This is a genomic window from Synergistes jonesii (genome assembly GCF_000712295.1).
In the GTDB taxonomy this organism is placed as follows: Bacteria; Synergistota; Synergistia; order Synergistales; family Synergistaceae; genus Synergistes; species Synergistes jonesii.
Map to the genome: position 1 here is coordinate 1 of NZ_JMKI01000031.1, position 25,323 is coordinate 25,323.

25 protein-coding genes are annotated in these 25,323 nt (G+C 52.9%); 3 read left to right on the forward strand and 22 right to left on the reverse strand.

Annotated elements, in window-relative coordinates:
- On the forward strand, positions 1-721 hold a 721-nt coding region (locus tag EH55_RS06350), incomplete at its 5' end, for an IS256 family transposase (protein WP_037975882.1).
- A 287-nt stretch (positions 722-1,008) separates the two neighbouring features.
- On the opposite strand, the gene cas2 is transcribed toward EH55_RS06350, so the two are convergent.
- The 9 genes from cas2 to EH55_RS06395 form a co-directional block, all read right to left on the reverse strand.
- The gene (gene cas2 / locus EH55_RS06355) at positions 1,009-1,281 is read right to left on the reverse strand and encodes a CRISPR-associated endonuclease Cas2 (protein WP_037975884.1); all 273 of its coding nucleotides are present in this window, start codon (positions 1,279-1,281) and stop codon (positions 1,009-1,011) included.
- A complete protein-coding gene (cas1, locus tag EH55_RS06360) occupies positions 1,278-2,258 on the reverse strand; it encodes a type V CRISPR-associated endonuclease Cas1 (protein ID WP_037975885.1) in 981 nt (326 codons plus the stop codon). Before cas1 ends, cas2 begins: the two co-directional genes overlap by 4 nt.
- Positions 2,255-2,818 carry a type V CRISPR-associated protein Cas4 gene (gene cas4, locus EH55_RS06365; RefSeq protein WP_051682705.1) on the reverse strand — a complete coding sequence of 188 codons (564 nt, stop codon included), beginning with the start codon at positions 2,816-2,818 and terminating at the stop codon, positions 2,255-2,257. Before cas4 ends, cas1 begins: the two co-directional genes overlap by 4 nt.
- 16 nt (positions 2,819-2,834) lie before the next feature.
- The gene (gene cas12a, locus EH55_RS06370; protein WP_037975888.1) at positions 2,835-6,614 is read right to left on the reverse strand and encodes a type V CRISPR-associated protein Cas12a/Cpf1; all 3,780 of its coding nucleotides are present in this window, start codon (positions 6,612-6,614) and stop codon (positions 2,835-2,837) included.
- Between the two features lie 256 nt (positions 6,615-6,870).
- Positions 6,871-7,197, reverse strand: coding sequence for a branched-chain amino acid transporter permease (locus tag EH55_RS06375; protein WP_037975889.1), 327 nt, complete (start codon positions 7,195-7,197; stop codon positions 6,871-6,873).
- Positions 7,187-7,900, reverse strand: a complete 714-nt coding sequence (locus EH55_RS06380) for an AzlC family ABC transporter permease (RefSeq protein ID WP_037975892.1) — start codon at positions 7,898-7,900, stop codon at positions 7,187-7,189. The genes EH55_RS06375 and EH55_RS06380 overlap by 11 nt, the downstream gene beginning before the upstream one ends.
- A gap of 219 nt (positions 7,901-8,119) precedes the next feature.
- Entirely contained in the window at positions 8,120-9,751 is a 1,632-nt protein-coding gene (pruA, locus tag EH55_RS06385) for an L-glutamate gamma-semialdehyde dehydrogenase (protein WP_037975895.1), read from the reverse strand.
- 249 nt (positions 9,752-10,000) lie between these two features.
- Positions 10,001-10,837: a ModD protein gene (gene modD / locus EH55_RS06390; RefSeq protein WP_037975896.1), complete on the reverse strand. Its 837-nt coding sequence runs from the start codon at positions 10,835-10,837 to the stop codon at positions 10,001-10,003.
- Between the two features lie 3 nt (positions 10,838-10,840).
- Complete coding sequence (locus EH55_RS06395; RefSeq protein WP_320645771.1) at positions 10,841-11,425, reverse strand: molybdate ABC transporter permease subunit; 585 nt, start codon at positions 11,423-11,425, stop codon at positions 10,841-10,843.
- Here EH55_RS06395 and EH55_RS14730 point away from each other — a divergent pair.
- The gene (locus tag EH55_RS14730) at positions 11,358-11,510 is read left to right on the forward strand and encodes a hypothetical protein (protein WP_236617090.1); all 153 of its coding nucleotides are present in this window, start codon (positions 11,358-11,360) and stop codon (positions 11,508-11,510) included. The genes EH55_RS06395 and EH55_RS14730 overlap by 68 nt on opposite strands.
- Before the next feature lie 20 nt (positions 11,511-11,530).
- Here EH55_RS14730 and modA read toward each other — a convergent pair whose 3' ends face one another.
- The 6 genes from modA to EH55_RS06425 all read right to left on the reverse strand — a co-directional run bounded on the left by modA (position 11,531) and on the right by EH55_RS06425 (position 16,151).
- A complete protein-coding gene (gene modA / locus EH55_RS06400; protein WP_037975899.1) occupies positions 11,531-12,256 on the reverse strand; it encodes a molybdate ABC transporter substrate-binding protein in 726 nt (241 codons plus the stop codon).
- A gap of 36 nt (positions 12,257-12,292) precedes the next feature.
- Positions 12,293-12,967, reverse strand: a complete 675-nt coding sequence (locus tag EH55_RS06405) for an ATP-binding cassette domain-containing protein (RefSeq protein WP_037975901.1) — start codon at positions 12,965-12,967, stop codon at positions 12,293-12,295.
- 114 nt (positions 12,968-13,081) lie between these two features.
- On the reverse strand, positions 13,082-13,675 hold the full coding sequence (locus EH55_RS06410) for a M23 family metallopeptidase (RefSeq protein WP_051682707.1): 594 nt from the start codon (positions 13,673-13,675) through the stop codon (positions 13,082-13,084).
- Positions 13,672-14,433 (reverse strand): alpha/beta hydrolase, encoded by a 762-nt coding sequence (locus EH55_RS06415; RefSeq protein WP_037975904.1) that lies wholly within the window; start codon positions 14,431-14,433, stop codon positions 13,672-13,674. The genes EH55_RS06410 and EH55_RS06415 overlap by 4 nt, the downstream gene beginning before the upstream one ends.
- A 78-nt stretch (positions 14,434-14,511) precedes the next feature.
- Complete coding sequence (locus EH55_RS06420) at positions 14,512-15,435, reverse strand: phosphate butyryltransferase (RefSeq protein ID WP_037975905.1); 924 nt, start codon at positions 15,433-15,435, stop codon at positions 14,512-14,514.
- A 113-nt stretch (positions 15,436-15,548) separates the two neighbouring features.
- The gene (locus EH55_RS06425; protein ID WP_037975907.1) at positions 15,549-16,151 is read right to left on the reverse strand and encodes a DUF502 domain-containing protein; all 603 of its coding nucleotides are present in this window, start codon (positions 16,149-16,151) and stop codon (positions 15,549-15,551) included.
- Between the two features lie 74 nt (positions 16,152-16,225).
- On the opposite strand from EH55_RS06425, the gene EH55_RS06430 reads away from it, so the two are divergent.
- A complete protein-coding gene (locus EH55_RS06430) occupies positions 16,226-16,897 on the forward strand; it encodes a lysophospholipid acyltransferase family protein (protein WP_051682708.1) in 672 nt (223 codons plus the stop codon).
- Between the two features lie 192 nt (positions 16,898-17,089).
- Here the strand turns inward: EH55_RS06430 and EH55_RS06435 are convergent, their stop codons facing one another.
- The 7 genes from EH55_RS06435 to EH55_RS06465 form a co-directional block, all read right to left on the reverse strand.
- Complete coding sequence (locus tag EH55_RS06435) at positions 17,090-18,463, reverse strand: APC family permease (protein ID WP_037975908.1); 1,374 nt, start codon at positions 18,461-18,463, stop codon at positions 17,090-17,092.
- Positions 18,464-18,500: 37 nt separating this feature from the next.
- On the reverse strand, positions 18,501-19,202 hold the full coding sequence (locus tag EH55_RS06440; protein ID WP_037975909.1) for a cysteine hydrolase family protein: 702 nt from the start codon (positions 19,200-19,202) through the stop codon (positions 18,501-18,503).
- A 299-nt stretch (positions 19,203-19,501) separates the two neighbouring features.
- Positions 19,502-20,254: an SDR family NAD(P)-dependent oxidoreductase gene (locus EH55_RS06445; protein ID WP_037975911.1), complete on the reverse strand. Its 753-nt coding sequence runs from the start codon at positions 20,252-20,254 to the stop codon at positions 19,502-19,504.
- Between the two features lie 26 nt (positions 20,255-20,280).
- Complete coding sequence (locus EH55_RS06450; RefSeq protein ID WP_037975913.1) at positions 20,281-21,396, reverse strand: ATP-NAD kinase family protein; 1,116 nt, start codon at positions 21,394-21,396, stop codon at positions 20,281-20,283.
- A 3-nt stretch (positions 21,397-21,399) separates the two neighbouring features.
- Positions 21,400-22,965 carry an aminomethyl-transferring glycine dehydrogenase subunit GcvPB gene (gene gcvPB / locus EH55_RS06455; RefSeq protein ID WP_037975916.1) on the reverse strand — a complete coding sequence of 522 codons (1,566 nt, stop codon included), beginning with the start codon at positions 22,963-22,965 and terminating at the stop codon, positions 21,400-21,402.
- A 15-nt stretch (positions 22,966-22,980) separates the two neighbouring features.
- Positions 22,981-24,366 (reverse strand): aminomethyl-transferring glycine dehydrogenase subunit GcvPA, encoded by a 1,386-nt coding sequence (gene gcvPA / locus EH55_RS06460; RefSeq protein ID WP_037975918.1) that lies wholly within the window; start codon positions 24,364-24,366, stop codon positions 22,981-22,983.
- Between the two features lie 13 nt (positions 24,367-24,379).
- Positions 24,380-25,162 carry an SDR family NAD(P)-dependent oxidoreductase gene (locus EH55_RS06465; protein ID WP_037975920.1) on the reverse strand — a complete coding sequence of 261 codons (783 nt, stop codon included), beginning with the start codon at positions 25,160-25,162 and terminating at the stop codon, positions 24,380-24,382.
- Between the last annotated feature and the right edge of the window lie 161 nt (positions 25,163-25,323).

Consider the following 25,323-nt stretch of genomic DNA (forward strand, 5'->3'; position numbering starts at 1 on the left):
TGAGAGCCGTGCATTTCATGTGAGGCAGGACGGCCGAACCGTCAAGAAAGCCGTTTATGTTGCTATTGGGACAAGACTGGACGGGCATCGTGAAGTCCTTGGCCTGTGGGTCGGCGGAAATGAGAGCGCCAAGTACTGGGTCGGTGTCCTTAACGAGATCCGTAATCGCGGTACCGAAGATATTTTCATTATCTCCGTCGACGGCCTGACAGGCTTTGCAGATGCGATAAGCGCCGTATATCCCAAGGCCGAAGTCCAGCGCTGCATCGTCCATCAGATCCGTTACACGACAAAATTCGTCTCTTACAAGGACATTAAGGCTTTTATGAATGATTTGAAGGGTGTCTATCAGGCTCCTACACTGGAGCAGGCCGAGGAAGGGCTTGACAGACTTGAAGAGAAGTGGGGCTCGAAATACCCGTCTTCGGTAGCGAGCTGGCGGAACAACTGGCCTCAGTTATCCGCTTATTTCAAGTATCCCTATGAGCTGCGCCGGATGATCTATACGACAAACCAGATCGAGAACTACAACCGGCAGCTCAGGAAAGTGACAAAAACACGTACGATCTTCCCCTCAGACGACGCCCTTCTCAAGCTCCTTTATCTTGCGACGATGGACATCACTGAAAAGTGGACCGGCAGGGACAGGGACTGGAGTAAAATTCTGTCACAGCTGTGCATTTACTTTGAGGAACGCATAGAACCCGGAGATCTGGAATAGCCCTAAACGCCTATAAGAAAAGTCCGGGCTGCAGTCCATTGACAGCCCGGATAGCGTATGTCATTATGGTGATACTGAAGCAGTAACGGTAACCCTTTGATGTCTTACATCGATCCAGGGGCAAGGGGTTTACACAGAATAAGTTACACTACCAAAAATCCATTCTTTTTTGCTTTTTGTCAAGGTGCGCAACTCTGTTTTCGAGAGTAATCTTCGTTAATGTCAATAAAATCGGCTCCCATTTTTAATTAAGACTGAGGTTTGCAATTTTTCTCCGCAAACTATTTTCACACCACTATTATATCGGACTCATCATTTTTAGCATAGCCCATTCTGATAATTTCACAAGTTTTTGAAAGGCGGAATATCATCACACTGTCACTCTGGGAAAATTTCGGTTCAAATTTGTGTGTGATTTCCGCCTGGATATTCGACAGTATTTTTTCGCTGTTGTCGATTTCAAAAACAGAATATTGCAGCCTGTGTCCGAACTTTGAGATATACTTGAAAAATTTTGTCCGCAGCTTGTCGTCTGAAATATCATAACTGACAAGTATCATTCTCCTTCATCCCTATCTATGTTAAAGTAAGGAAAGTCTTCCGCTTGTGATCCTTTCATAAATTTTCTGTAATAACCCTGTATGTAGAGGAATATTTCTCTTTTATGCTCAAGTATTGGTTTCATCAGAAAATAGATGTAGTCTTTATTTTTATCCCATGACAAAACATTGCGGCCGTCAATAACCTGAAAATCTTCAGCTTTGCACTGTCCAAGGTTTATTGATTTTTTTATCTGAATGTCGATCAGCGGACGCAGCGGCTCCACCAAATCGCATACAAGCGATTTTCTCATGTAAAACTGGCGGTGAAGCACCCCCTGATAGAGGTCAAAGCCATAAAGCTTTAAAAGAGATTCCACAATGCCGAATAAAATTGTGTAGCCTATATCCAGCGTGCTGTTCACGTAATCACTTTTTATGCGAGGTTTTCTCCCCTTCCATTCAACGTTATTGAAGTGGTTTTTGAAATAGATTCGTGCGGCTGAGCCTTCAAGACCGATAAGCCCAGGCAGTTCACCTTCGTATGTTCTAACTTCAGCTGTGTGTTTTTCAATTTGTTCGATCGCTTCTTTTATCTCATCGGTTTTGTTCCTCTGCCGCGCGAGAGCTGAGCGCTGATTCACTAGTTTATTTTCCACAAAGTGTTTCGCAAGCTCAAGTCCTGTATATGAATATTGCTTCCTGTGGAGTATTACATTTCCTTCCATCCTGTTTCCGATAACGTCGTACGGCCGCATCGTATACGTCATAAGGATGATAGGAAAGCCGAATTTATGCGAACGCTGCAGTATCCCGCTTGTCATCGTGAAGTTACCTATGAGGAACAAGGCAAAGATTCTGTAGCAGGTCGACTGGTGTCTGATTTCACCGTCCCTGTCTTTTACGATTATATTGTCGTTGGCAAAGGAAAGGCTTTCCCCGAAATTCAAAAATATGAACAGTATCTGCTTTTTTTCGAATTCGTTGACGTTTATCATTGCGCCAAAGCGCTCCTATCGCATGCTGGCTCGTAGATACATCTCCCGCATTTTGCCGTGTTGGTCTGAATAAAGCCCTCAGGCTGAAATTCGCGCAGAGCTTTGATCGTATTTTCAAACCTTGCAAGCATTTCGGTATCTTCATTGGGCGCTTTTACCTGAAATACTTTGTTGTCGTCAAGGCTGTAGAGGCGTATCTGCCTGATTGCATATCCTGCTTCCGTCAGAGAAAAATACTGCGCGTAAAGCTGAAAGATGTAGCCGTCGTATACAGTCGTTATTTTCTTTTTGCGTTCGGTCAGAATACCTTTGTCAATGTCGAACGTGTCGAGTTTGCCGCAGAGCCGGTAGCGTTCGCAGTACAGGGAGGCGCCTTGAAGTATCTTCTTTTTTGTGGAATATCTCCCTTTGTCTATCGCCTCATGCGCGTTTGTCCCGTTGATTTGGTCGGTGTTCTGAAAAAGCATTGTGTCCATCTTCCCGTAAAGGTTATGAAAGTATATGGAAATAGGGCAGAATATGAAGTCGTTAAGCTGAGAAAATAGGATTATATCGTCCATATTCCGCCCCACTCCGTTAAAAGTCAAATTTTCTCGTCTGCATAAATTCAAACCATTTCGGGTTGGAGACCGCCATATCCTTATAATCTATTCTTCCGTCCTCTTTCAGCTTTTCGTCTATGGCGTCGAGAACAAGTGAGCCTTTGAGCGCGATATGATACGCACCGTTTGCGTCCGCGTCGATCGGAAGCGCGGCATCTGTTTTTCTGCTGTCGAAAAAGCGGCCTTTGGCGTTAAGTACGGGCGATATTATGAAGTCTTCGCCGGTATCTCTTTTGCTGTTCCTCATCTGCAGAGTGTTTTTGAAAACGTAAAAGATTTCCGACGCAAGGCTTTTATCTCTGCTAATCACATCAGGGAGGATGTCCTCTCCGGCCTTGTAAGCGAGAGCATACTTGTTGAGAATATTTTTCATATCTTCTGTCAATAATCTATCATTCATGCGGAACTTTCCGTCTTTGTCTTTTTCTCTTACGATTCTTTTGCCGTTCGTCCACACCGCCCATTTTTTACGGTATGAGGTCTGATATGTCCTGAATTTATCGTAGTCGAATTCAAAAGTGAACATATCCCTTTTGGCGTCAAAGCGTATGCTGTCAAGCTTTCCGATAAAATCCTTCTGTTTTTCTTTTGAAGAGACGTCGTTTATGTTGAATAGATTTACAAACCCCGTAGTCGGGTCGATCTTTGAGGTGTAGCCGGCGGGTATGTAAAAAATTATTCCGCACTGCTTTCCCAACTTCGTAAAACTTTCGAACTTTTCAGTAAGCTGCAGGCCTTTCAGTATTCCGCACGGGGCGTCATACCCGGCGTCTTTGAAAACGAGATAGTTCAGCTTATCTATAAGCATCTTTTCAAATTTTTGATAAACCTGCTTTTCGACCTTGAAGCGGCCGCGCTTGAAGCCTATATTAAGGTCTTCCATGACAATCACGGCGTTGTTGTCGACCGCCAGCCTGACTATCTCATGCACGACCTGAGAGAGGTAGCCTTCTTTTAGCTCTTTTATCGTACCTATTGTTTTCCAGCTTTTGCGGGCGGTGTCGCGCTCCTTTTCCTTCTGGTTAAGCTTCGCGTGATAGTCCATTCCGCCGATAATGTTGAAGTCCTTCTGTAACTTTATGTGCCCATCCCTGTCGATAAGGGAGACATAGACGAGATTGCGCTCGCCGCGGTCGATGCCGATTATATTCACGTCTTTGTTATTCCTGAGGAAGAGGTTGACATCGCTGTTGATATTGCCCTGCCCCTGTGCCTTAAAATTTATGGTGAAGGGAACGTGGAAGAAATATTTGTCTATAGTGTAGCGCTTGTCTTTGACAAGCTCATGCTTTACTTCTGTTATGCGTACGAGGCCGCTCTCTATGAGCCCGCGCGCGCCGGCGTTCAAAGAAGCCATATCCCTTTTGCCGTTGGCATAGCCGCATATTTCGACATACGTACCCTCGTCGATAGGATTGCCGTCGATATCGCGCCTGTTGACCTTCATCGAACCTTTCGCATGCACAGCAGGCTTATCGATGCTCTTTCTGCGGAAGAAGAGCTCGGCTTCTCCGTTGAGCTTCAACACCACGTCCTTTAGATTCTCTTCCGAGAATATAGCTTTCCAGTAGAGCGTGTGCAGATTCGGGCTTCCCTGCGCGCCGTCCGCAAAATCTTTGTTGTATATCTGGAATAGGAAGAGTCTGCCTTCCTCTACCCACTTATCGATTTTCTCCGCTGAAAGACGCGTGAAGGTGAGCTTATAGCCCTGATCCTGAACTTCCATGTAAAAATCGCTGATGTCTTCATATGAATCGGTATCGGAAAAATCAAAGCCAAACGTCCTCCAGTCTTTGTGTTTATTTATGGAGTCTTTAAAAAAGTCAATCAGCTTGTGACAATCTGTTCTGTTAAAGTTTTTGTCTTTTATAAATGTCTTATTTTCTTTTATCAGAAGAATCTCACGCGATGGGTTGTAGCGCTTAGGAGCTCTTTTCGGGAGAAAGACTTTTGGCAACTCCATATGAGGAGTTGGAATAAATTTATAATTCATTTTCATATAGCCGTAGGCACTGCCGTCATCGGCCAGATCGTCCGCTCTGAGCTTATTGTTTTTGTCAATCACGCCAAGGTAATATTTTCCGTCTTTCATCAAAATTATAGCCGTGTTGTTCTGTTCTTTATTCTTGTCCCATCCTTTGGCAAGAGCCGGGTTTTCAAAGTTCAGCTTGAACTTCTCAGTACTGAATGGTTTTTGCGTTGTGTAATTTCTGACCGCGTTATAGACGGGGATCACATCCTTTACGCTGTCATATATCTCGGCAAAGGCCGAGTAGAATTCAGTATCGATATCAGAGATGTCCTCTGTCTCAAACGGCTTCAGGCAGTGAAGGATGTCGTTCAGGCTGTCCAGGTAAGCCTTTATGATTTCCGTTTTGCCGTCGTCCCCGCGAAAAGCCTTGCTTTCCGCGGCGAAGTAGCTGAATTTTCGCCCATTTTCAGCCGCCGTCTCGATTAGGTTTGTGAACTTAGCAAAGTAACTGGCTGAAGGAGCTGAAGATATATCGGCGGAAACCTGTTCGCTGTAGGATTTGACAGCAGCGTCTATATCAGCAAATGAGAAGTATTTTGACTTGAGCCATTTCTCTGCCTTCTTGCCCGCGCTTCTTGCGCCGTTAAATTCATTTTCTTTAAATTCTTTCAGCGCGTCTTCAATAAAGCTCCAGTTTTTGAACAGCTCATTGGAGAACGCGGAAATAGAGCTGTTTTTTATCCAGATTTTGTCTAAAGAATATAAATTATTTTTGCCGAAGAGCCTTTTTATTCTGTTAAAGATATCGTTGCGTTCGAGCTCCGAACGAAGGCCGTCCACGGCATTGATCGCCTGTTCGTCGTCTTTCAGCGCCTCCGGCACGAATGAGAGCGTAGTTCTGTCGCTGAGGATCTGTTTGTACAGCGGAACCATCTTAATCCGCAGACTTGCCACTTCTGGATGCTGCTGTCTGTAAAGGTTTGAGAACTCGTTAACGCCGCGGAGCTTTTTGTCTCCGGCCTTGCCTGATACGCCGCCGATTATCTGGTTGTAGTAATCGATCTTGTCCTGAGTCAGGACATTGTTGAAACTCTCAATGCTGAATATGTCATCAAGCGTTTTGCCGCCTAATATCCCGGAGAGCTCTTTCTGCGCTTTGTCTATGACCTCCGGCGCCCTTTCTTTAATTAAAGTGTACGCACGGACGTTCGCCAGGAACTTTGGAAAGTTCTGATGTACGATACGGAATGCGATAGATGTGCTGGTATCTTTCTTTGAATAAATGTTTTTCCGGTTTTCATGGAATCCTGTAAAGTACGTAGAAAATTTATCAAAAGACTTAACCGCGTCAAGCTGCGCCTGTTTTTCCAAGTCGGAGACAAGCTCGGACTTTATCATTTCCGGAAGCAGTTCGGAGAAAAGCTCTTTTTTAAACAGCTTCTTATAAACCGCCTGAGACGTAAACATACTTATAATTTTTTCGCGCATCTCTTTTTGTTCTGCCGGCAAAGCCTTGTTGTTTTTGCTACCGCTCTGAATGAGTGCCTCCGCCAAAGGATTCCAGTCAAAATGAGCGGGGTCGAGCGTCTCATGTATAAATTTCCTGTGGTAATCGTCGATGAGTTTCGTTACGCTTTTATAATCTTCACCGCGTTTTTCATCGTGCATTATGATAAGTTTCCGGTTTATATGTTCTTCCGTCTTTCCTATAGGCTTCAGTTCGAATCTCAACGTTTTGCTGAGCTGGTAAATGTTTGTGAAATCCTTGAGACTATTCGCCATATTTTCCATCCCTTCTCTGATAGGCGTTTTATCGTAAAAATTGCAATGCTGAACAAAAGAAAAAATTATCCTGTCCAACTATATCATGATTTGTCGTTTTGTGTAAAAATTTATTCGAATTGTTGACAAAAAAATTATGCCACGCTGGCTTGAAGCTCTGGCAGAGAAGGTTTTGAGGATTTCAGGCGTTTTTACAGAGGCCAGCCGCCGATATTTTTTATGTGAATTATGCGCAGCCGGTCAGTAAGGCTTTTGCTCACGCGAATACCGACTGCACGAGCCACATGTAGAGCAGCGTCCCCCCCAGCACCGAGAGGAGCATGTTGCGCTTCCACCTGTGTAGGAGGACGACCACGGCGAGCGACAGCGCCTCCGGCGCTCCGTGCGGCGCGGCGAGAAGCGAAACGTTTTTAAGGCAGTAGACGACGAGCATGCCCATTATCGCGTACGGCAGCACGCCGCTCAGGTAAATTACCGCCGGAGGCGTCTTTCTGCGAAAGAGTATGAAAGGCAGGAAGCGCGTCAGCATCGTCACCGCGGCTATCACGAGCGTCATCGAGAGGATGTATGAATCAGCCGGCATCGTGCGCCCTCCTCTCGATGAGCCGCCTCTCGGCGGAGAGCGCGGCGGCGATCAGCAGCAGCGCCGGGATGAGGAAATTCGCCGGGCCGAAGAGAAGAAGCGAGAGCAATGAAAGCGCGAGGCCGGTGAGCGCCGGGAGGTGCTCCTTCGCGCCCTCCCACTGTTCGACGAATATCACCGTGAAGAGCGCCGTCATCGCAAAGTCGACGCCCTCAGCGTTGAAGGCGAGCGCGCCGCCCAACAGGCCGCCGAGGAAGCTGCCCGCCACCCAGTAGGATATGTCGAGCAGCGTAACGAAGAGGTAGTAATCCTTCAGGTTGACTTCCTCAGGCATATCTGCGGAGCAGACGAGAGAGAAGGTCTCGTCGCAAAGCCCGAATATCAGCACGGGCTTTCGCGCGCCCGTGTTTTTATATTTTTCCAGCATCGAGACGCCGTAAAAGATGTGGCGGAAGTTCACCATCAGCGTCATAAGCGCGGCAGAAAGCAGGGAGGCGCCGCTCGCTATGAGGTCCGCCGCGACGAACTGCATCGAGCCGGCGAAGATCAGGAGGCTCATAACGCCCGGCCACGCCCAGCCGACGCCCTTGCTGCGCATCAGAACCCCGTAGCCTGCGCCGAGCACGAGAAACGCCGTCATAACGGGAAACGTGTCCCTTGACGCGTATTTAAAAGCCTTCCTTGTCCCCTCAGAAATTTCCATGATCGATCCCTTTTCGCAAATTTTCAAAATTATAATGTAACGGACGACGAAAGTAAATCTGATGCAGCAAGTAAAACTCGCGGTAGAACTCGCCGCAAAGGCTTTTTTATTTCGTGAGAAGCGCAGCCCAAAAGAAGGAACCGGCGAGGGCGCGCCGGTTCCTTACGTTGCCGCGCTGCTCAGGCGCGGCGATCCGATTGGGAGAGCTGTTTGGCAGTTTTATTCTTCGCGCATGAAGGGATACTTGAAATCATGCGGAGGAAGAAGGTTTTCCTTTACCGTCCTCGGCGAGCACCAGCGCATCAGATTGAATTTGCTGCCAGCCTTGTCGTTCGTGCCGGATCCCCTCGATCCGCCGAAGGGCTGGAGCCCTACGCTGGCGCCCGTCGTCTTGTCGTTGATGTAGAAGTTGCCGGCAGCGTACCTCAATATGTCGTCCGCCTTCGCGAGCGCCTCGCGCTCCGTGCAGAAAACGGAGCCGGTAAGGCCGTAGGGCGAAGTCTCGTTGCAAAGCTTCAGCGTCTCTTCGTATTTGTCGTCGTCGTAAACGTATAGGGTGACGATCGGGCCGAATATCTCCTCTTCCATCGTACGGAAGCGGGGATCCGTCGTCTTGATGATCGTCGGCTGCACGAAGTAGCCTACGCTCTTGTCGCCCGCGCCTCCGAAAAGTATCTCGGCGTCGTGCGCGCTCTTCGCGTAATTGAGATACTCCATGCAGTTGTCGAACGAGCTTTCGTCGATGACGGCGTTGACGAAGTTGCGGAAGTCGCGCGGGTCGCCGACCTTGACCTCGGCCATCATCGACTTGAATTCGGCGTAGAGTTCATCCCAGCGGCTCGCGGGGACGTACGCGCGCGACGTCGCGGAGCACTTCTGTCCCTGATACTCGAAGGCGCCCCTGAGTATCGCGGCCGCCGCCGCTTTGATGTCGGCGGAGTTGTGGATGAATACGAAGTCCTTGCCGCCCGTCTCGCCTACGATGCGCGGATACGAACGGTATAGCGAAAGATTATCGGCGACGCCCTTCCAGAAGCTGTTGAAAACCTGCGTCGAGCCGGTGAAGTGGATTCCCGCGAGCTCTTTGCTCGCGAGCACGACGCCGCTCCCGACGGAGCCCGGCCCCGGCATGAAGTTCAGCACGCCGGCCGGCACCCCGGCTTCCATGAATATTTTCATCAGATACCAGCTCGAGAGCAGCGAAGTCGTCGCGGGCTTCCAGACGACCGTGTTGCCCATCATCACGGGGGCCATCGGCAGGTTCGCCGCGATCGCGGTGAAGTTGAAGGGGGATACGGCGTAGACGAAGCCTTCGAGTGGCCTGTATTCGATGTGGTTGATGACGCCTTCCTCCGAACTCGGCTGCTCGCTGTATATCTCCGTCATGCAGTGCGCGCCGTAGCGTAAGTAGTCGATAGTCTCGCTCGCAGCTTCGATCTCCGCCTGCCACGCCGTCTTGCTCTGTCCCATCATCGTCGCCGCGTCCAGGATATAGCGGTACTTTTTATCGATCAATTCGGCTATTTTCAGCACTATAGCGGCGCGCTCAGTCCACGGCACTGTGCCCCAGCTTTTATGCGCGCCGTTCGCCGCCTCGACCGCGCGTCGCATATCCTTCGCTCCGGCCTTGTGGTAGACGGCCAGTACGTGCGCGTGGTCGTGAGGCATCACGACCTTCCCTTTGTCTCCGGTGAATACCATTTCGCCGTTGATTACGAGTGGGATCTCCGCGACCTCGGATTCGATCTTTTTGATAGCCTCTTTGAGCAGCTTCCTCTCGGCGCTGCCCACGCAGTAGCTCCGGGAAGGCTCGTTGCTCGGCTTGGCAAATTTCATAACTGCATTGTTCATATCAGTACCTCCGTCACTATTTTAACGCAATATTGTTGCAAATCAAGAACGACACGGTTTTCAATCGCAACTTTGTTGCATATAAAATATATCACATTATATTCGGACGGACAACACTGAAATGCGAACAAAAATATTCTTTTTACGAACAATAGTGAAAAGAATAAACGGAAAACTTTTACATTTAAAAACGGCCCTCTCTGAACGGGAAGGCCGCTGCGGTATCCGGCTGCAATTGTTTTATCGGCTTTATGCTCTGTTGAATTTCATTTTTATGTCCTCGGGCTTCCCGAAGTAGACCCATGACGTCACGAGGATGTCGGCGCCGGCCGCGGCGTACTCGGCCGCGTTCGACGCGTTTATGCCGCCGGCCGCTGCGATGATCGCACGCGGGAATTTTTCCCGCGCCTCTTTGACGAACGCCTCGAGTTCGGCCGGAGAGAAGCGCTCACACTGCACGACGTCGGCGCCGGCGCGGAGGAATGAGAGGGCTTCGTAGGCGTCCTCGGCTTCCGCTTCGATTTTTTTCTCGGGGAACGCCGCGGCCATTTGGGGGATCAGCGAGAAGAAGTCGTCGCTGAAGACGCGGTGCTGGGCGAATGCGAGAATGGAATCGGAGAGCCCGAGGCGGTGCGGCGACGCACCTCCGGCGAGGGCCGCTTTCAGCGAGAGGGCCTTAGCTCCGGGGAAATGCTTGCGCGTCACCGCGATGTGGATTTTAGGATTCACGGCGCGGGCAGCTTCGAGCATTTTGGCTGTTCGCGTCGCTATGCCGCAGGAATATTCCATCACGTTCTGCGCCAGCTTGTAGCACGCGTGGAGCGCCCCGGCTGCGCCGCGGGCCGAGAGGCAGACTTCGCCGGCGCGCAACGCGGAGCCGGAGGCTCTTTTAATTTCGGCCCTGGCGCCGCACTTTTCAAAGATGCGCGCGGCCTCCTCGACGCCCGCCGCGACGCAGTCGTTTTTTGGGGAGCATTCGACGACCCCGGGCGCGTCCTCTATCCCCATCGCCATCACCGTGAGGTCCATATGTTGAAGGTCCTCCTGTATCAGCTCTTCAAGATATCTGTCGGAAATGTAGAACATGCATCATCTCTCCTTTTGAAGTCTCTCCAGCGCGGCGTACGCGGCAAGGCCCAGCATGGCGAGTATCGCGCATAGGGAGGCAGCTTCGTCGAAATCGCCGCGCGAAACGCAGTTGAATATCTCAAGCGATAGAGTGTTCGTCCGTCCGGCGATGTTTCCTCCGAGCATCATCGTGATGCCGACCTCGCCCGCGGCGCGCGTGACGGAAAGCAGCAGCCCGCCTAAAATGCTCTTTTTCGCGAGCGGCGCCGTGACGAAGAAAAATGTTTTCACGGGACCGCAGCCGAGGACGCGCGACGCCTCCTCAAACCTTATTATAGCAGCAGAGCCGAACGCCGCCTGCACTGGGCGCACGAAAAGCGGCAGCCCCGCGACGAAGGCGGAGAGCGCGACGGCCGCGCGCGTGAAGACGAGGCGCACGCCCAGATGCTCAGCGAGCGGAGAGCCAATAACGCCGTTCCTTCCGAGCAGCACGAGCAACATATAGCCCAGCGCGATCGGCGGGAAGACGAGCGGCAGCGTGACGAGGAAGGCCGCGGCCTTCGCGGCGAAGGAACGCGAACGCGCGAACCACAGCGCGGCGGGCAGCCCGAGCAGGAGAAATAGAATGAGCGCAGCGCCGCAGCCCGCCGCGGTCAGCTTTATCGGAAAGGAAATAGCGGAGAATATATGAGCGTTGATTTTATATCTTCCTCAGCGCACCCCGTGCTTGTCCATTATTGCCTTGGCCTTCGCGCTCCCTAAGAAGCCTATGAAGTCGGCGACGGCTTCGTTCTTCTCTTCGCCGGCGACCACCGCCGCGATCATCACGATCGGCGGGTAGCCGGAGGGGATTTCGAGCGAGCCTCCTATTTTGTCGCCGCCGGCGCGCACGACGACGCGGTTCACGAAGCCGGCGTCCATTTCGCCTGAGACGAGGTAGGAAAAGACCTGCGGCACCGTCGAGAGCTGGCTGACCTTCGGCGCTATCTTTTTGCCCAACCCCGTGTTTTCAAGGTACTTCGACGCCGCACGCCCGTAGATTGCGGCCTTCGGGTCGGGGTAGGCTACAGACTTCACGCCGTCGGAGACGAGGTCGTTCGGCGACGATATTTCGACGCCTTTGCGCCAGGCGAGGACGAGAGCCGTCGCGCCGAGAGGCTGCGTCTGCGAGAATTTCACATCCGTCTTGATGCTTTTCAGCGTGCCCCTGTCGCTGATCACCACGTTGACGCCGTTCCCGGCCGAGATCTGCGCGAGCATCTGCCCGAGGTTGCCGCCGTATACCTCGGTTATCTCCTTCCCGCCGCCCCTGTAAACAAGGGCGAGCTCCCTCACCATCTTCATATAGCCGGCTCCAGTCGTGACCGAAAGCGGCGCCGCGATCGCCGCGCCGCGGCAGAGGATAAGAACGAGAAGCGCCGTCAAAAACTTTTTCATCGCACTACTTCCTTTCGTTTTTTTATAAAAAGGGCGCTAAGCGTCGCTTTTCATCATTTCAGCCGCTGAGCCGCTTTTTTCGACGCGGCCTTCCTTTACGATCACGGCTTTCTCCGCCAGGCGGAGCACCTCGTCTTTCGAATGTGTGATATAGATGATCGGGAAGCCGAAGAGCGGCGGAATTTTTTCTATATAGCCGAGCAGGTCGTCCTTCAAAGCTTCGTCGAGCGACGAGAGGGGCTCGTCCATTATGATGAAATTCTCCGCCGCGAGTATTGCGCGCGCCAGCGCGGCGCGCTGGCTCTCGCCTCCGGAGAGCGACGCCGGCTTCCTATCCAGCAGTGGCGTGATGCCGAAGACCTCCGAAATTTCTTCGACCCCGCAGCACGGCCTGCGCCCTCCGGCGACGCGCCCAAAGGATAAATTTTTATAAACGCTCATATGAGGGAAGAGCCTGTGCTCCTGAAAAAGAAAGCCGACACCGCGGCGCTCCGGCGGAAGATCCACGCCCTTCGCCGAATCGAAGAAGGCCTTATCCTCAAAGGCAATGCGCCCTCTCTCCGGCGCGCATAAGCCGGCGATTATCTTAGCAAATGTGCTCTTGCCCGCGCCGGACGGCCCGAAGAGCGCGGTAATGCCCGGGTTTTCAATTTGCAAAGAAATTTCCAGCGCAAAAATTCCCAACTTCTTTGAAACGTCGACAGAAAGCATGTCAACCCCCTCTATATTGCAACTATATTGTGTTGCAATTATAGCAGAAAAATGGGGATTATCCAAAAGCCCGGCGGATAAAAACGTTTTTGAGCGATGTAAGTTCTGATGGAGTCAGCGCCTTTTTATGACGCCACCCTCCGGCAGATATTTGATAGGATTAAGGGGCGTCCCCTTGGCGTTGCGGACCTCGAAGTGAAGATGGTATGTCGTCGCGCGTCCGGTCATGCCTACGGTCGCTATAACGTCGCCCTGTTTCACGCGCTGTCCGACCTTTACATTGTTCGTTGTGTTGTGGGAGTAGAGGGTCCACAGCTTACCGCCGTGGTTTATCAGAACGACCTTGCCGTAGCCGCGGAAGCCGGCTCCGCCGTTCGATACGATCTCGACGATGCCGTCGAGCGCCGCGAGAACGGGTGTCCCCTTCGGCGCTATAAGGTCGAGTCCCGAATGCCCTCCGCGCCTGAAACCGCGGCTCAGTGTGAAGCTTTTCAGCGGCCATTTCATATCTTTTATGATATCCGGTGCGCCGCCAGTTATCATTTCTTCCCTGTCCCAGTCGATGCCGCCCGGCGAGGCAAGCTTCTTTATCGCGGTCTCGAGCGGGTCCTCCTGAAGCTCCTGATAATCCACCGCGGCCGCGGCGGGCGGGCTGGACGAAAAGAGAATCAAGAGGATGAGAATCATCTCTGCTGCGAAAAATCTCATGTGGCTAACAGCAAGGCGAGCATTTCGTCCATGATCTTCGCGTCGCGGCGTCCGCCGCGTATCTTCAGCGAATGGTCCGCCCCCTCTATCGCAAAATATTTTTTGCGCTCAGCCGGCAACCCTATCGCATCTATCAGATCGCGACAGGCTTCGTCGGAGAATATCGCGTCGTTCGTCCCGCGAAAGAGAGTCGTGCTTTCCGCCTTGATTTCCCTCAGCATTTCGGGGGAGAGATTTTCGCGCAGCGTCGAGAGTATCGGAAGCAGGATCATATCGCGCTCGGCGTCCGGCGCTGAGACGAGCCCGGTGCCGCTCATTATTACCCTCTCCACCTCGTACTTCGCCGCGAGCGCCAGTGCTATCACGCCTCCGAGCGAAAAACCCCAGAGCCACGTCTCATGCGGCTTATGCAGCGCAACGTGCGAGAAGGCTCCCTCGCAGTCGGCGAGCTCGTCGGGGAAGCTCTTCCCGCCGAACGCGTCCGTTATCCAGCCCCGGAGGTTGTCCGGATAATCGTCGCGGCTCACCTGCCTGCGGCTCGTCTCGCAGAGCCACGGGGTTATCCCGCGCTCTGCTAAGATATGGGCGAGATGGCTGAACTTGTTGTGCGGAGAGAGGTTCGCGGAGCTGTGCACGCCGTGCAGCAACAGCACGTGTACGCCGTTCGGGACGTTGGGGAAAAGACGGCTGAGCTTTACCTCACGGCTGCCGAAAGAGCCGGGAAGGGTTATGACTTCTGAGTGAAATTCGTCCGACATGGCGAAAAGGGCGCGAAAAAAACCGGGGCCTGCCGCGCTGGGCACGGCAAACCCGGGTAATTTCACGCCGTTATTGCGTCACTTCGCCTGATGCGCCGCGAGCGTTACCGCGGAAGCGATAGAAAGGAGCTTAGTCTCCGCCGAGTCGGCGCGGCTCGTCAGGACGATCGGGGCCTTCGTGCCGAGCACGATGGCGGCCGTCTTGTTCTTGGAGAAGTAGACGATCGACTTGACGAGGATGTTGCCGGATTCGATCTCCGGAACGATGAGCACGTCGGCGCGTCCGGCGACTTCGGACTTGATGCCCTTGTGTTTCGCCGATTCTTCCGACACCGCGTTGTCGATCGCAAGAGGTCCGTCGATCGTGCAGCCCTTGATCTGCCCGCGACGGCTCATCTGAGCGAGCGCCGCGGCGTCGACCGTCGGCGGCATGTCGGGGTTCACGACTTCGACCGCCCCGAGGACTGCGACCTTGGGATTATCAAGCCCGAAGGCGTGCGTGAGAGCGACGACGTTCTTCACTATCGAAATCTTCGCCTTGAGGTCCGGATAGAGGTTGAAAACGCCGTCCGATACGAAAAAGAGATGGTCGTAGCCTTCGATCTGGTGGATATACGCGTGAGAGAGGAGCGCTTTGCCGTTGCGCAGCCCGACTTCCTTGTTGAGCACGCCGCGCAGGAAGTCCGCGGTCTCGAGCATGCCCTTCATGAGCACGTCCGCCTGCCCTGTAGAGACGAGCTCGACGGCCCTGAGCGCCGCCGCCGCGTGGCCGCGCTTTTCGTCGACGATCTCGTAATTCGCCGCGTCGAGCCCCATCTTGTCGAGCACCGCTTTGATCTTCTCTCCGTTGCCGACGAGTATCGCGTCTACGATGCCGAGTGCGCGGGCCTCTTCTACGGCCTTCATGACGACATCGTCTTCGGCGCAGGCGACGCTTAACTTCTTCGGTCCCACTTCCCTGGCGTATACGAGAAGCTGATCAAGATTACGAATCTGTTCCATCTGCAGATAACCTCCTAAATTCACGGCGCGCTGCGCCGGTGCTTACAATACCATCTTTTTTATTATACACTGAAATTTTCTGTTTGTAGCTTCTATTCGTGTAATTCATTCTCCTATTTGAAGCCGAGCGAAATTATCTTTGAAAAGGCGGCCTCCGGCGTCATATCCATATACTCCACCGCCTCCTCGGGAATGAAAAATACCAGCCCAGTCGTCGGATTCGGCGACGTCGGTACAAAAACGGAGAGCTGCGCGCTTCCGTCCGGCAGCACCTTGCGCCGCGTGACGAAGCCTATCATATAGCCCCCGGCTGCGGCTATCTTCACAGTGCCGAGATAATTTTTGCCGTCGTCGGAGGTGAAGGTCTGTATGATGTCGCGAATCGTCGTGTAAAGCCCGCCTATTATCGGAATCTTTGAGATCACGAACTGTTCCAGCAGGTTCAGCAGGGAGCGTTCGTGCCTACGGAGCTTCCTGCCTATATAGATCGTGCCGAGCACGAGGAAAACGCTTATCGCCGCGGTCCTCTCGCGCGACTGAGTGATGCCGAAGATGACGGAGCCTACCGACTCGAAGAAGACCAGGAGGTAGAAGAACAGGATGATAAAAAGCGCCAGCGGCATCAGCGCCACGCAGCCCATGAAAAAGTCACGCCCTATCGTGCCGAGGATACTTTTTCTCTTTTTACTTTCTTCGCCGTTTTTTTCTTCGCCCATCGGGATATCGCCTCCCTTGTCAATCCCGCACGTCCTGCGTTATTCTATTATACAGAAAACGAGGGGGCTTCCGCATGAAATCTCAGAGAAATATCGTCTATCAGATAACGCGCTTCATCGTCTCGATATATTTCCACATCTACCACAGAATCTCCGTTTACGGCACGGAAAAAATTCCGCGCGGGCGCGCGGTGATCGTCGCGTCCAATCACGCGAGCTACCTTGACCCGCCGCTCGTCGGCTACGCCTTCTACCCGCGCTATCTGAAGTTCATCGCGTGGGACAAATTATTTTCCTTCAAACCCTTCGGCGCCTTTCTGCGCATCATGGGCACGCTGCCGGTGTCGCAGGAAAACAAAAACAGCTCCGCAGCGCTGCTGCGCCAAGCGATAGGCTACGTCAGCGGGGGCTTCGACCTCTTCATCTGCCCCGAAGGGCACAGGACGGAGGACGGGCTGCTGCACCCGCTCGAAGGCGGCGTCGCGATCATGGCGCTCAAGACCGGCGCGCCCGTCGTCCCGGTCTACTGCGCCGGCACATACCGCGCCCTTTCACCTCATATGAAATTTCCGCGCCCCTGCAAGCTTTCGGTGACATTCGGCGACGCGATCGATCCCGCGGGGATAGACGAAAATCTGCCCGACAAGGAGAAGCGCCGCTACATTTTAGACAGGATAGAAGAATTTTATAAAGCGGAAGACGCGAAGGACAAGGAAAAATATCCGCTCAAGCCACAGCGGGCGTAAAAAGGCAAAAAAACAGCGGCCGGCGCGCTTGAAGAGACTCCTTCAAGCGCGCCGCTTTCGTCTTGCTTGCAAAAAAATTTTTACTTTAACTGTCAATGTACACGAAACGCCGCAGCTGGCTGTTATCAGCACCGACGTTTGTTCTCCTATTAGACGCTAAGGTTTACTAAAATATATTTTTTGCTACAGGCTCTATGCTCTACTGTTCTCGCAGATTTCTTCCGTTGTGTTGGTTGGAGAAGGAATAAATGGCTCCCAATTTACAGGATCGTGTCTCTGTTGATATTTCGCGTACATATACAACAGCGCGCCTATGAAAAAATAAATGCCAAGGGCAATCCATGTAGCAGCATCCATGGCAACAACACATTGATATAAACAGTAGACACAGAATAGCATGGACTCAATACCCATAAAAACCCCAAACGGGCACACATACGGCCGCTTCCACTCCGGGTGCGTTTTCCTAAGTTTAAGGAAGGAGAGGGAGACAAAGAGGTATATAATACCTGCCGCGCCTACTGTTATTGTAAAAATATAGTTTATCCATGCTTCGGGTGCCATTATGCAAAAATAGAGCGAGCATATATAGACGACTAAATTAGCGACCCATGGCTGCCCCCATCTATTTATTTCTGCAAGTTTTTTTGGAACCTGCCTTTGAACGGCAGCGCCGAAAATTGTTCTTGATGCGGCTAACCAAAATCCAGACAGAGTTGTAACGCATGTGATAGCCCCCATAATTACAATGACCAGTGCAAGCCAGTGTATTCCAATCATGTCTGCGACTCTTGGATCGACAATATCTGCCTTTGCAATCCAATCATTTGAGACAATACCCGCAACGCCTACGATTGCCAATCCATAGACTAGAAAAGTACATAACATACTACCAACGAATCCTAAAATGATTTTCTTTTTAGAAAAATTTGATTCTTCTACAAGTTGAGGTATCAGGTCAAAGCCAATAAATTTAAACATTAATAACCCTAACCCTGCTGAAAGACCGGCCAGCCCCTTGGGGAACCACGGCGAAAGGTTCTTCCAATGCCACTGCTCATTGAAGATAAAAATCAAGGATGCTAACACTGAAATAACTAATGTGCTCCAAAACATCATATTTTGGATTTTCGCCAAATGTTTTATTTCTAAATTTACCATTATAAACCACAAAGATATAATAAAACACGCTAAAATTTTTAACTCAATGAAATTCAAAGGGTATAAATAGGATATCATGGTAGATATTCCAATAGTTACATTCGGCATTGCAGATAGGTATAGTAAAAACATAAACCAGCCTACAATCCAGCCTATATCCCAATTATATGCATTGCTCGTCCAAATATTTTCCCCTCCAGCAAATGGCAACATTGCCGTCATCTCCGTATAAATTAAACAAAGCGGCATTAATATAATGCCACATGCAAGAAGGCACAGTAACGAGCTAGGACCAGTGAGTTCAAACCAGTATCTGATTTCCACCATCCACGCTGCTATCATACCTCCAGCCGCCATGGCTATAATTTGAGACAGCGTTAATTCTTTCCTTAATACGTGAGCCACTTGTATTACCTCCTTCTAATCTATAAATATTTTGAATTTACTTTATTTTTCCTTCTATAATAGCTATTGTTTCATCTGTTGAAAGAACGTTGCAATAAATTATGTTCATTATTTTCAGTTCCATATGATGCAAGGTCATATCAGGCGCCGCACAACAATCTTCCACACATATCACTTTAAAACCATGGTCAGCTAGCACCCTTACTGTTCCTGCAACACATTGATCTGTAACAACGCCGGTAACAATGATTGTGTCAATACCCATATTTCTCATCAATTCCGAATAGTTTGTACCAAGACTGACACTATCAGTTGTTTTATTCACGACGATATCGTCTCCCTGCGGAGCTATATCATCCATCATTTCAGCGCCTTCAGAGGTGATTGGAACCAAAATATTATTCCACCCAGATGTGCTCTGCACACGAGCTCTGTCAGATCCATTGGCTTTTAGTGACGCGATTCTGCCGTATGTAACTTCTATTTTATGTTTTCTACAACATTCTATTAAGCGCTTATTATTAGGAATCGTTACCTTCTCTACATAATCAAAATATGGCTCCCAACGTTCCCACTCTCCCCTTTCCTTAAAAAGAAGGGCGTCAAAACCGTCTTTTGCAAGAAAATGCTTTTGCATGTCAACAATGAGCAGTGCCGTCCTTGAGGGAATAATTTCAATCTCTGGCAACTCACTCATCTCTTGATAGTAAAAGGAAAGATATTTTGTATTGGCTTTCATTTCCATCACCTCTATTTTTAGTATAGGCTTAAAATATAACACTGTAATACACATTTTTAGCTAAAATCAAACAAGAGTATTTGATTCTTGTTGTCATTTAACCAATTGAATACCTTGTATACCTAATGTTTAACAAAAGATATTACTTTTCATAATCAACAATACCCGCGCCGAAGACATATCTCTATCTGTACTTGAAAGTGTCACTTGCAGGTCATTTGCAGACGAATCATCCTCTTAGCTATACATATAGTTCTATGGTATAACGCGCTGATTAAGATAGGTTTCTATCCGGCCTTTTAATACAACCCCGCCGTTTCGCCGCCGTCTATGCGGATGTCGGCGCCGGTGATGTATTTCGCGTCGTCGGAGGCGAGGAAGGCGTAGAGCTTGCCTATCTCTTCCGGCTCGGCGTGGCGCTTCATCGGGATGCCCTCGTTGACCTTGGCGAGCATCTCTTCGGTGTATTCCGCCTTCTGCATCGGCGTGAGAACGTAGCCGGGACAGACGCAGTTCACACGCACGGCGGGAGCGAGTTCCAGCGCCATGCTTTTCGTAAGCAGGATGACTCCGGCCTTCGAGGCGTTGTAGTCGGCGTACCAACGATGTCCTTCGGTGCCGTTCGTGGATGCGGTCATGAGGATGACGCCGCTCTTCTGCCTGGCCATGCGGCGCGCCGCTTCGCGCGCGCAGAGGAACATCCCGTTGAGGTTTATGTCTATTACCTTCTTCCACTGTTCGTAGGAGATATCGACAAAGTCGCCCCTGATGCTTATGCCGGCGTTGGAGACGAGGACGTCAACGCCGCCGAGTTCGCCGTCCATCTTCTCGAATGCTCTCCGCACCTCTTCCTCTTTACTGACATCGCAATGGCAGTATCCGGCGAAGGAGGGGTTTTCCGCCATCGCCCTCTCCGCCGCCTCTCTGTTGTAGTCGACGACAAAGACTCTCGCAGCTGCTTCCGCGAACACCTGCGCGGTCGCAAGCCCTATGCCGCTTGCGGCGCCCGTGATCATTACCCTTTTTCCTCTCAGTTCTTCGTAGCGCGCCATTGTATCGCCCCCAGGTGAAAAATAAATTATGAGATTTTAACCATTATTTTCCTTGCCCTTCCGGTGACGACGGGAAAGTATCCTTGCAGCTCCTCGTCCAATGAACTGTCTCCCGTGTCAACGATCAGGCTTTTGCCGAAAAGCTGCGCCATCTTCGCGGGCGTCGCGATGACCGTGATATTTTCTTTCGGTATCATGCGGATGACGTCGGGGCTCAACTGCTGGTTGCCGCGTCCAAAAATATGTCCCTGTCCGCCGATCACGGTGACGATCAGAGCCCTCCTTTCTCTCTCGATTCCGGCGAGCAGTTTTTTTATCTCCGCCTCCGTCAAATCCCGCCCTGCCAGCCTTCCATCCATCACGGCATCCACGCCGAGCAGCGTTCCGTCGACTTCGAGGCGTTCCAAGAGCCGCATGGTTGTCGAGCCCGAGCCGACGAGGTATAGCGTACCTGGTTCCATGCAGCCCGCCACGTACGCCGCAAGCTCCGCAGCCTCTTCCGCCGCGGTGCCGCCGCTGCCGATTTTGCGGTCCTGCATGAATTCGCGGTCGTCCGGCACCTTCATGTAGCCGTAAAGCCGCGCGCGTACGACGTTGTCGCGGAAAGCCTCTTCGTCTATGTCGACGACTTCGGCGGAGGCGAAGCGCTTCGCCAGGCCGAGCAGGAATCTGCCGACGAGTATGCCCGCCGCGCCGGGCCGTTTCGCGTAAACGGCGGAGTGTATCTTCACGCCCGCGGGGATGCCGACTACAGGCACGCTTTCGCCGACTACTGCGCAGACGTCGCGCGCCGTGCCGTCGCCGCCGGCAAATACGATAAGAGCGACTCCGCGCTCCAACATCATTTTCGCCGCGCGCTTTGTGTCTGCCGGGGTCGTATGCGCGGATGGTTCAAAGAGCGGCTCCGTCCTTATCCCGTATTTCTTAAGCAGGTCGGCCCCCATCACGCCCGAGGGGCTGTAAAAGAGGCAGTCTCCCGCGCTTTCGGCGAACGCTTTCACGGCCTCCTCGGCGCGGGCGCCGGCCGCAGGCTCAGCGCCGAGTTCAAGGGCCCGGCGGAGGATGTCTTCTCCGTCGGTACCCTTGAGGGCTACCTTGCCCCCCATTCCTGCCACAGGGTTGATGAGGAAGCCGACCTTCATAGCCTATCTGGGCTCAAAGTACCCTTTGTACTTTTTGTTATAGGCGCGCCAAGTGATAGCATACTTTGCCGGGTCGTCAAAGTAGTCATGGTCGATATGGTGCACCGTGCTGTTGACGGGGGCCCGCCTGACCGCTTCCGGTTCTTCGTAGCACATGCGCGCTATCTCGGCGAGTACGGCGGTATAATCGTCGAGGTCCTGTTTTGAGTACGATTCGCTGGGCTCGATGGTGAAGGGCTCGGGTATTACCCAAGGCTCATGGCTCGACCAGTAGTGCGTGCCGAAGTCGGCGACGCAGCGCTGCACGTCGGCGGTGCCGAAGCCTGTGTCCTCCTTGAGCTTCTGCCAGCTGTAGCGGGCCTGTTCGACGCGCGGGCGGTGGTTCGGGAAGCTGATCGAAGCGCCCCTGATCGCGAGTATCTTCTTCATACAATAGTTGTTGTTGAGGACGGCGACGCGCGAGACCTCGCGCAGTCCCTCCGCTCCGAGGGACATGATCCAGGAGTAGGCTTTTACGACGACGGGAGCGATCCCCCAGAAGGATTTGATCTTGCCGCATGATTTCGGAAGATCGAAGTCAAGGTAATAGCCCTTCTCCGGCGAATGTTCGACGAGAGGGACCGGCATGTAGGGGCGCAGCTCTTTCTTCGCCGCCACCATTCCCGTGGCCGGGCCGCCGCAGCCGTGCGGCGCGCCGAATGTTTTGTGAAGGTTGAAGAAGGACATGTCGAAGTCCGCTTCGACGGTGCGCGTGACGCCTAACAGTCCGTTGGCGTTCGCCTGGTCGTAGCAGCAGAGGATCCCTCTCTCGTGGGCTATGCGGGTGAACTCTTTGATGCGAACGTTGAATATCCCCGTATCCTCGGGGTTGGTGAAGAATATCGCCGCCGTGTGGTCGGAAACGGCCGCCTTGAAGGCCTCTATGTCGGGGTATCCCTCGGCGTCGGGCTGGATTATCGTCACTTTGTAGCCTTTGACGATAGGGACGGCGCAGTCGGCGGGGTGTGAGAAGAGAGTAGTGATTATCTCGTCGCGCTTATTTTCCTCGCCCATGTCGCGCCAGTAGGCCCGGACGATCGAAGCAAGCGCAAGGACGCCGTGCGAGCCGCCGCCGGGCTGCATCGAGAAGACGTCGAGGCCGGATATCTCCTTGAAGAGCTCGCCGGTCCTATAGAACAGCTCAAGGATGCCTTGGGCGGTCCCTTCAGGCTGCAGCGGGTGCATCTCCGACAGCTTCGCATCTCCCGCGAGACGCTCGTTTACCTTCGGGTTGTACTTCATGGTGCAGGTCCCCTGGCCGATGTCGATGTTGCCGTCTACGCCGATGTTTTCCTGCGAGAGGTGGTTGTAATGGCGCACGAGCTGGAGTTGGGCGACTTCCGGAAGCTTGGGGCTTTCCTTGCGCAGCATGGCGGACGGCAGGGAGGCGACGGCCTCTTCCGCGGACGTGCATTCGCAGCAGGGGCCGGGCACAAGTACGGCGCGCGCGCCGGGTTCGCTTATCTCGTATATGATAGGTTCGTTCCATTTGGCCTGATGAAACCGCTTCATTCTTTCCAGATTGTTCATTGAAAGAGCCTCCTTTTACGCCAGAATCTCGTCCAGTGCCGAAGCAAGGGCCTTTATGTCGTCCGCCGAGGTCTGCTCTGTAACGGCGATAAGCATGCAGCCCTCAAGCTCGGGAAAATCTTTGCCGAGGTCGTAGCCGCCGAGGATGCCCCTTTCGAGCAGCTTTTCGTTGATCTCGGCCACCGTGCGGCCGCTCTCAGAGAAATCGGCGACGGCCTCCTGAAACGGTGTGCCCGAGAATCTGTCGAAGGAGAGTCCCTTCACGCCGGAGAGCGCCTTCTTAAGACAGCCCAGACGCTGCACTACGGCCTCGCCAAGCTCCCTCATGCCCTGAGGGCCCATGGCCGCTAAGTAAACGCCGGCCGCTATGCCCCAGAGCGCCGCATGGGTCCCGACGAATTCCTTGGCGCCGTCGCGGTTGGCGAAGGAGGTGCGCTCCCAGAGGACGTCGCCGAATCCCCATTCTTTCTCGCTCGTCGGCGCTATGCCGAAGAGGCGGGAGGGATATTCGTCGACGAAGCGCGGCTCGTCCTTCGTTGCGATGAAGCCCGCCACCCCTCCGCCGTAGTTCATGTGCAGCCCCAGCGCCTGGATGTCGCCGCAGGCTATATCGGCTCCGTACTGCGAGGGAGGCGCGAGCAGGCCCAGCGTCGAGGGTTCGACATAGGCCACCATGAGCGCGCCCTTGGCGTGGGCCATGTCGGCGATCTCCTGCGCCTTCTCTTCAATGATGCCGAAAAAGTTCGGATTCATCACGAGCACGGCCGCGACCTCCTCCGTCAGCTTCTCCTTGAGGCTGTCGAGGCAGATGCGTCCCGTTTTTGAGTTATAATCGACATAGGTGATTTCAACGTCGGGCTGTAGGTACGTCCGCAGCACCGCCAGCGTGTCGGGGTTGACGTTGCGCGGCACCAGCGCCTTTTTGCGACGGGCGATGCGCGCAGCCATGCGAAGAGCCGTGCCGACCGCCTGGCCGCCGTCGTAGCTGGGGACGTTGCAGACATCCATATCGAGCAGCTCGGCCATCATCGACTGGTACTCGAACATCGCCTGAAAGCGCCCGTGGTCTTCGTAGGGCTCGCCTGCGTAGGCGGTGAGGAATTCGGAGCGCCCCGCCACCTCGTCGACGACCGCGGGGACGTAGCGGTTATAGCAGCCGGCTCCCAGAAAGCAGACGAGCTCCCGCGCGGTTTTGTTTTTACCAAGCATCGCGCCGACGTGACGGGCGAGCCCGGCCTCGTCGCAGAACGGTTCGGGCAGCTTCATCGCCCGCTTCATGCGCATATCCTCGGGTATGTCGGCGATGAGCTCTTCGATCGAATCCACGCCGATAAATTTGAGCATCTCTGCCTGAACGGACGCCTCAGAGTTGGGAATGTAGGGGTACACCTTCTTTGACATGTGGAAACTCCTCCTATGCTATGCCGCCGCCGTCGACGACGAGCGATGAGCCTGTCACCCAAGGGGCCATGCCGCTGCAGAGGAAGAATACGCACATCGCGACGTCCCGCGGCTCGCCCAGGCGCGCCATCGGGCGCCGGGCGCACTCCTCCTTGTATTTTTCATCATACACGCCGCCTAACTGTTCGCACTCGCTCTTGAGCATCGGCGTGTCGATGTCGCCAGGGCAGACACAGTTCACGTTTATATTGTCGGGGCCGTGGTCTATGGCCATCGCGCGCGTCATATTCCACACGCCGCCCTTTGCGGCGCAATACGAAACGGCACGGTCTCCGCCCTTGAGCGCCCAGCCGGAGCCTATGTTGACGATCTTGCCGCCGCCGGATCTCTTCATGTGCGGCACGACATGCTTGCTCATGAGGAATACGCTTTTGAGCGTTACATCGAGCGCGAGATCCCAGTCGCTTTCGGAGAGCGTCTCCACAGTATGGCGGCGCGCGACGCCGGCGCAGTTCACAAGGATGTCGATCCTCGAATATCTTTTGGCGACGCCGTCGGCAAGCGTCCTGCAGTCGGCCTCCTTCGTAACGTCGCAGCTGACGAATTCGGCCTTCCCTCCTGCCTCTTTGATCTCACGTTCGACCTTGCGTGCAAGTTCATCGTTGATGTCGGCGATCACCACGGAGACGCCGGCGCTCGCAAAGAAGCGTGCGATACCCGCGCCGATACCCGAGGCGGCGCCCGTCACGATCGCCGTCTTGCCCTTCATTCCGCAAAGTTCGTTCAGATCCAACATATCGTTTTCTCCTTTGCAAATTTTTCGAAATCTATATGTATCCATTGTATACACTAACATCTGCCTAATTTATATATTATTTAGAGAAGATTGTCAATACTTTTGCGCGTAATTTAGATTTGGTTGTTAATTGCAAAACTAATTTAGACTCTTTTTAGTAA

Bases quoted from the DNA above. Each gene is read 5' to 3' on its own strand.
- EH55_RS06450 (WP_037975913.1), bottom strand. From the start codon at position 21,396: ATGAAGGTCGGCTTCCTCATCAACCCTGTGGCAGGAATGGGGGGCAAG.
- cas2 (WP_037975884.1), bottom strand. From the start codon at position 1,281: ATGATACTTGTCAGTTATGATATTTCAGACGACAAGCTGCGGACAAAA.
- pruA (WP_037975895.1), bottom strand. From the start codon at position 9,751: ATGAACAATGCAGTTATGAAATTTGCCAAGCCGAGCAACGAGCCTTCC.
- cas1 (WP_037975885.1), bottom strand. From the start codon at position 2,258: ATGATAAACGTCAACGAATTCGAAAAAAAGCAGATACTGTTCATATTT.
- EH55_RS06405 (WP_037975901.1), bottom strand. From the start codon at position 12,967: ATGCTTTCTGTCGACGTTTCAAAGAAGTTGGGAATTTTTGCGCTGGAA.
- EH55_RS06440 (WP_037975909.1), bottom strand. From the start codon at position 19,202: ATGAAAGCCAATACAAAATATCTTTCCTTTTACTATCAAGAGATGAGT.
- modD (WP_037975896.1), bottom strand. From the start codon at position 10,837: ATGTTCTACATTTCCGACAGATATCTTGAAGAGCTGATACAGGAGGAC.
- gcvPA (WP_037975918.1), bottom strand. From the start codon at position 24,366: ATGTCAAAGAAGGTGTACCCCTACATTCCCAACTCTGAGGCGTCCGTT.
- EH55_RS06430 (WP_051682708.1), top strand. From the start codon at position 16,226: ATGAAATCTCAGAGAAATATCGTCTATCAGATAACGCGCTTCATCGTC.
- EH55_RS06415 (WP_037975904.1), bottom strand. From the start codon at position 14,433: ATGTCGGACGAATTTCACTCAGAAGTCATAACCCTTCCCGGCTCTTTC.
- EH55_RS06425 (WP_037975907.1), bottom strand. From the start codon at position 16,151: ATGGGCGAAGAAAAAAACGGCGAAGAAAGTAAAAAGAGAAAAAGTATC.
- cas12a (WP_037975888.1), bottom strand. From the start codon at position 6,614: ATGGCGAATAGTCTCAAGGATTTCACAAACATTTACCAGCTCAGCAAA.
- cas4 (WP_051682705.1), bottom strand. From the start codon at position 2,818: ATGGACGATATAATCCTATTTTCTCAGCTTAACGACTTCATATTCTGC.
- EH55_RS06445 (WP_037975911.1), bottom strand. From the start codon at position 20,254: ATGGCGCGCTACGAAGAACTGAGAGGAAAAAGGGTAATGATCACGGGC.
- modA (WP_037975899.1), bottom strand. From the start codon at position 12,256: ATGAAAAAGTTTTTGACGGCGCTTCTCGTTCTTATCCTCTGCCGCGGC.
- gcvPB (WP_037975916.1), bottom strand. From the start codon at position 22,965: ATGAACAATCTGGAAAGAATGAAGCGGTTTCATCAGGCCAAATGGAAC.
- EH55_RS06420 (WP_037975905.1), bottom strand. From the start codon at position 15,435: ATGGAACAGATTCGTAATCTTGATCAGCTTCTCGTATACGCCAGGGAA.
- EH55_RS06465 (WP_037975920.1), bottom strand. From the start codon at position 25,162: ATGTTGGATCTGAACGAACTTTGCGGAATGAAGGGCAAGACGGCGATC.
- EH55_RS06410 (WP_051682707.1), bottom strand. From the start codon at position 13,675: ATGAGATTTTTCGCAGCAGAGATGATTCTCATCCTCTTGATTCTCTTT.
- EH55_RS06380 (WP_037975892.1), bottom strand. From the start codon at position 7,900: ATGGAAATTTCTGAGGGGACAAGGAAGGCTTTTAAATACGCGTCAAGG.
- EH55_RS06375 (WP_037975889.1), bottom strand. From the start codon at position 7,197: ATGCCGGCTGATTCATACATCCTCTCGATGACGCTCGTGATAGCCGCG.